The organism is Nostoc cf. edaphicum LEGE 07299 (assembly GCF_015207245.1).
In the GTDB taxonomy this organism is placed as follows: domain Bacteria; phylum Cyanobacteriota; class Cyanobacteriia; order Cyanobacteriales; family Nostocaceae; genus Nostoc; species Nostoc edaphicum_B.
This window is the reverse complement of the sequence record NZ_JADEXF010000524.1, coordinates 1-4,125: the sequence shown is the minus strand read 5'-3', so window position 1 is coordinate 4,125 and position 4,125 is coordinate 1. Positions and strand designations below refer to the sequence as shown.

The 4,125-nt window shown below is 44.9% G+C and carries 4 protein-coding genes, 11 tRNA genes and 1 pseudogene; 14 read left to right on the top strand and 2 right to left on the bottom strand.

Annotated elements, in window-relative coordinates; all coding sequences use genetic code 11:
* A partial coding sequence (locus IQ229_RS16130; protein WP_194045332.1) for a ribbon-helix-helix domain-containing protein occupies positions 1-304 on the bottom strand: 304 nt, incomplete at its 3' end.
* Positions 305-741: 437 nt separating this feature from the next.
* On the opposite strand from IQ229_RS16130, the gene IQ229_RS16125 reads away from it, so the two are divergent.
* Together IQ229_RS16125 and IQ229_RS16120 are read left to right on the top strand one after the other, a co-directional pair.
* The gene (locus IQ229_RS16125; RefSeq protein ID WP_194045334.1) at positions 742-1,248 is read left to right on the top strand and encodes an HNH endonuclease; all 507 of its coding nucleotides are present in this window, start codon (positions 742-744) and stop codon (positions 1,246-1,248) included.
* Positions 1,249-1,264: 16 nt separating this feature from the next.
* Positions 1,265-1,654, top strand: a complete 390-nt coding sequence (locus IQ229_RS16120; RefSeq protein WP_194045330.1) for an alr0857 family protein — start codon at positions 1,265-1,267, stop codon at positions 1,652-1,654.
* A gap of 34 nt (positions 1,655-1,688) precedes the next feature.
* Here IQ229_RS16120 and IQ229_RS16115 read toward each other — a convergent pair.
* Positions 1,689-2,590: pseudogene (locus tag IQ229_RS16115) on the bottom strand (polysaccharide deacetylase family protein).
* Between the two features lie 194 nt (positions 2,591-2,784).
* Between IQ229_RS16115 and IQ229_RS16110 the strand changes: the two are divergent.
* From IQ229_RS16110 to IQ229_RS16055, 12 genes are all read left to right on the top strand, one after another.
* Positions 2,785-2,979, top strand: coding sequence for a hypothetical protein (locus IQ229_RS16110; protein WP_194045328.1), 195 nt, complete (start codon positions 2,785-2,787; stop codon positions 2,977-2,979).
* Positions 2,980-3,098: 119 nt separating this feature from the next.
* Positions 3,099-3,172, top strand: a tRNA-Asp gene (locus IQ229_RS16105).
* 4 nt (positions 3,173-3,176) lie between these two features.
* A tRNA-OTHER gene (locus IQ229_RS16100) sits at positions 3,177-3,298 on the top strand.
* Between the two features lie 3 nt (positions 3,299-3,301).
* A tRNA-Cys gene (locus tag IQ229_RS16095) sits at positions 3,302-3,374 on the top strand.
* 10 nt (positions 3,375-3,384) lie between these two features.
* Positions 3,385-3,460 (top strand) — tRNA-Met (locus tag IQ229_RS16090).
* A gap of 3 nt (positions 3,461-3,463) precedes the next feature.
* Positions 3,464-3,535 (top strand) — tRNA-Trp (locus tag IQ229_RS16085).
* Between the two features lie 65 nt (positions 3,536-3,600).
* Positions 3,601-3,671, top strand: a tRNA-Glu gene (locus IQ229_RS16080).
* A gap of 7 nt (positions 3,672-3,678) precedes the next feature.
* Positions 3,679-3,760 (top strand) — tRNA-Tyr (locus IQ229_RS16075).
* A 4-nt stretch (positions 3,761-3,764) separates the two neighbouring features.
* Positions 3,765-3,854: transfer RNA gene (locus IQ229_RS16070), tRNA-Ser, on the top strand.
* Positions 3,855-3,858: 4 nt separating this feature from the next.
* Positions 3,859-3,933 (top strand) — tRNA-Arg (locus IQ229_RS16065).
* Between the two features lie 21 nt (positions 3,934-3,954).
* A tRNA-Phe gene (locus tag IQ229_RS16060) sits at positions 3,955-4,029 on the top strand.
* A gap of 6 nt (positions 4,030-4,035) precedes the next feature.
* A tRNA-Asn gene (locus IQ229_RS16055) sits at positions 4,036-4,107 on the top strand.
* Positions 4,108-4,125: the final 18 nt, after the last annotated feature.

The window sequence follows — 4,125 nt, the reverse complement described above, 5'->3', positions numbered from 1 at the left end:
CCATATCGCCATTCCTCGTTAGTCCTAACAACATCGGTTCTTGGGGTTGAATTAGTTGACCTGTAAGTACACAGCGTTCTTCTTGCTGAGCTGTGGCAGCTATGCTAGCTCGAATGTCGGATCGCGAAAATCGAGGTTTCCACTCACCTGATTTTTGCTGGACATAATTCCAAAGGATATCTCGGATCAGAGCTTGATATCCCTGATTCCCAGCTATTTCTTTGAGCTTATCTTTGAGTTCTCTCTCTAGGCGAATGCTGGTAACTTCCATATCAGTGGTTGGGGTGCGAGCGATCGTATGCATCAGTTTTTCTCCTTAAAGGTATAGACAGGATAGTAATACAAGTGTAGTATGTTTAAAGGAATGTTCAATAGGTGAAATTTTCTGTGAAATCCATTTACCCCATCTCTACTTCAATTTTGTGCGTTACCAATTGCCGAACCAATTGGGAATCAGCTGCTATGGAAGTGGAGTATTTATTTATGGGCGATGGTAGCCGAAATCATGGGCAAATCACAGAAGGTAATGATGATTATAAGTATGTAGGCATTAGTGCACTAATTGCAAAACCACAACTAAATCAAAAAAGCGGGGGGTACAGGCAAAGGAATCCTGTACCGATATGAGACCAGAAAATTTTCCGGTCAATTCTAACCCCCGCTTCACCGAAAACTTGAAGCGGGGGTTTTTTTATAAGGAGTTAAGCTGTGACGATATCTTCCATGCGCGGCGCGAACGCAATGCAAGTGTTAGAGCAATCTGTGGTGGTGTTTTCTCAAAATTACTTGCCACTATGTAGGGTCAATATCAAGCGGGCTATTGTGCTGTTAGTAACCAACAAGGCGCAACCGCTGGGTTTTACCACAGAAAGCGGATGGCAAGTTCACTCACCCAGTTTGGTAATTGATGTGCCAAAACATATTCGCTTGACAATCACTTCTAATGAGCGGATGTGGAAAGTTCCGCCAGTAAATCGGCGAGAAGTATTGCGACGAGACCATCACAGTTGCCAATATTGCGGCAGCAGCAAACATCTAACGCTAGATCATGTGATGCCACGTTCTAAAGGCGGTTCTCACACTTGGGATAACGTAGTCGCAGCTTGTGAAAGATGTAACTCCCGTAAAGGCGATCGCACCCTGTTTGAAACTGGTATGCAACTGCGTACCAAACCAAAAGCGCCAATTCACCCCGCGATTTCTTTTGCTGAACAGTTTTGGATAGATATGCAAGCAAACCTGGAATAACAGGAGAGCATAAGGAATGCTGAAATTAACTTACACTGAAAGCAGTTTTGATTTAGAATGTGTCACTTTGTCGCTAGAAGAATGGGTAGCGCAACGAGTGATTTTAGCCCTGCGAGTTGGGCAAAGTTTATGCATTGAACCCAATACCGCTTCCTTTTTGCTTCCTGTTGATTTGCCAGGAGTAGAAGTGCTGGGGGCTGAGGTAAAAAAAGATGACAGAGAAATCATTGCCCTCTGTACGTGCGATGCCGAATATATGGAAGTCACCCTCCGGGGTTCTTGGCTATCAGCTAGTTCTAAGGATTCTGTCGGTGTGTTTGTCACCACTATGAGCGATCGCGCTGAGTTCTTTTTGCACAAACTTTGGCAAGAAGCTCAATCTTGTGCCTCTGTCATGAGCGAATAAACGAAATAGTCGGGTGAGGAGAATTTCTCACCCTTTATTGCGCCATTTTTAGTAGTTCGGGAATTGTTACAAATCGGTAGCCTTGCTGTTTGAGTCCGGCGATGATTTGTGGCAAAGCTTCTACAGTTCTGTGGCGTAGACGCATTAGCGAAGCGGTAGCGACGAAGGAGCGTCAGCGGCTTGTCGCTAGACATCGCCACCACCATCATGCATTAAAACAATGAAACCAGGTTTCACGCCTTTCAAGACATTATTTACAAATGCCTGCGGTTTGGTGTGAGGATCGGTATCAGCAGAAGTTAGCGACCACATAATGACAGTATTTTTCTGGCTTTTGGCGTAAGCAGCTAGTCCGTTATTTAAAAAGCCTCCAGGAGGACGAAACAGAGAAGTTTTGACCCCTGTAGTTTTGTATATCAGATCCGCTGTGCGATCGATTTCACTCTTGGCTGTGGCTTCATCCATTCGCCGATACCAATGATGCCAAGTATGGTTGCCAATGGCGTGTCCCTCGGCTACTTCACGCTTGGCTAAGTCTGGATTTGCTTCTAAAGCTTGTCCTACCCAAAAGAATGTTGCTTTAACATCATTTTGCTTCAAGATATCCAGCATTTCTAGGGTTGTTTTTGGCCAGGGGCCATCATCAATGCTTAAAGCAATAACCTTTTCGTTGTTGCTGGGTTGCACCTTATAAACTGTTTTTCCCTGAAATTTAGCTGGGACTGTAAAGGTAGGGTTTTCTACTTTGTCTGATGGCAGTAATTGGGCATTAATTTGGCCCTTTGCTGGATCTTGAAGTGCAGTATGGATTTTGTTTAGTGGCTTGTTCAACCCCAATTGTGGGGAGGTTCCTGGAGCAATACTACAAGCTGTAATCGTAGAGGCGATCGCGACAAAACTAATTATCTGTTGTCGCTTGAAGGAGTTGTTTGTCACGTCAGGCTTTTAAAGATCAACCAATCATAAGCTGTAGTTTGACTTTTCAGAGGTGCGATCAAGCTCAAATCTAAGCACAGAAGATTTTCTAGACAATTTCAAAAAAACTTTCTAAAACCCCTTGACACCTCTTGTAGTATTTTGTAGTATATTTGTAGTGAGGCGAAAGACAAAGCTTCTCAAGAGTCAAATTTATGTTCTACATCCAACTAAGGGAAAGGCGTTGGAATAAACCAGAATCCCTAGCCAACAAAGCTGCTTTTACTTGCAAACCATCGGTAGTAGAGGCAACAAACGAAAAAAGTTCTAAGTTTGCACTCATTAAAACCACTGAATACATCCGTAATACACAACAGGCTTGCTACCTAGAATTTCGGTTGTTTTCTTAACAGTTTCTAACAGTAAAAAGTTAATTATCTGAACCTTGAAAACTAAATAAGAAATGGGCAAGTTCACCAACAAAATCTGTGCCTAAAAACCTCAAAGTTTAAGCACAGATTCAAAAAATCGGGGTGTAGCTCAATTGGCTAGAGCGTTCCGTTGTCTGCGGAAATGTTGCGGGTTCAAGTCCCGTCACCCTGGTTGCAGTCCTGTAGGCGAATAGTTTAAGCCGTCAGCCTACGGCAGTCGCTACAACGGAGGGAACCTCCGCAACGCGCTGCCTCCTCAAGCTGAAGATTGCGAGTGCAAATCTCGTCGGGACTCCCAAATGGCTGAGTAGCCAAGTGGTCGAAGGCGTCGGTCTGCAAAACCGACATCGTGAGTTCAAATCTCACCTCAGCCTTTGGTGCGATCGCAGCGTAGCTTAATCAGCAAAGCCCCAGGTTCATACCCTGGTATATGCGGGTGCAAATCCCGCCGCTGCCACCAAATGCAGGGATGGTGTAACGGTAACACCTCGTGACTCCAAATCCGATGTTCTAGGTTCAAATCCTAGTCCCTGTGTCAGACAATTTTAGATTTTTTAAATTAATAAATTTAATCCAAAATCTAAAATTCGGTAAATTATGCCCTCGTGGACGAATGGTTAAGTCAGTGCTCTTTCAAAGCATAGATGCGAGTTCAATTCTCGTCGAGGGAATGATTATGGGTCGGTGGCCGAGTCTGGCTGAAGGCGACAGTCTGTAAAACTGTTCTTTTTGCACGCAGGTTCAAATCCTGCTCGGCCCACTATGGAGAGGTGGCTGAGTGGCTGAAAGCGTCCTCCTGCTAAGAGGAAACGGGTAGTTAATACCCGTCGCAGGTTCAAATCCTGTTCTCTCCGTTTTGAGAGTGTGGTGTAACTGGATAACATCTCAGTCTACGAAACTGAAGATTTGAGGGTTCAAGTCCCTCCGCTCTCGTTACATAATCTCTTCTTTTATCCCCCGGTAGCTCAGTTGGTAGTTAGCGCCTGTCTGAAGAACAGGAGGTCGTCGGTTCGATTCCGACCTGGGGGGCTTCGTTGCCTCATAGCTCAATGGTAGAGCAAGCGGCTGTTAACCGCGCGGTTGTAGGTTCGAGTCCTACTGAGGCAGCCTTTAAGAGGACAAGGG

Coding starts and splice junctions, on each gene's coding strand:
- IQ229_RS16120 (WP_194045330.1), top strand. CDS start 1,265: ATGCTGAAATTAACTTACACTGAAAGCAGTTTTGATTTAGAATGTGTC.
- IQ229_RS16110 (WP_194045328.1), top strand. CDS start 2,785: ATGTTCTACATCCAACTAAGGGAAAGGCGTTGGAATAAACCAGAATCC.
- IQ229_RS16125 (WP_194045334.1), top strand. CDS start 742: ATGCAAGTGTTAGAGCAATCTGTGGTGGTGTTTTCTCAAAATTACTTG.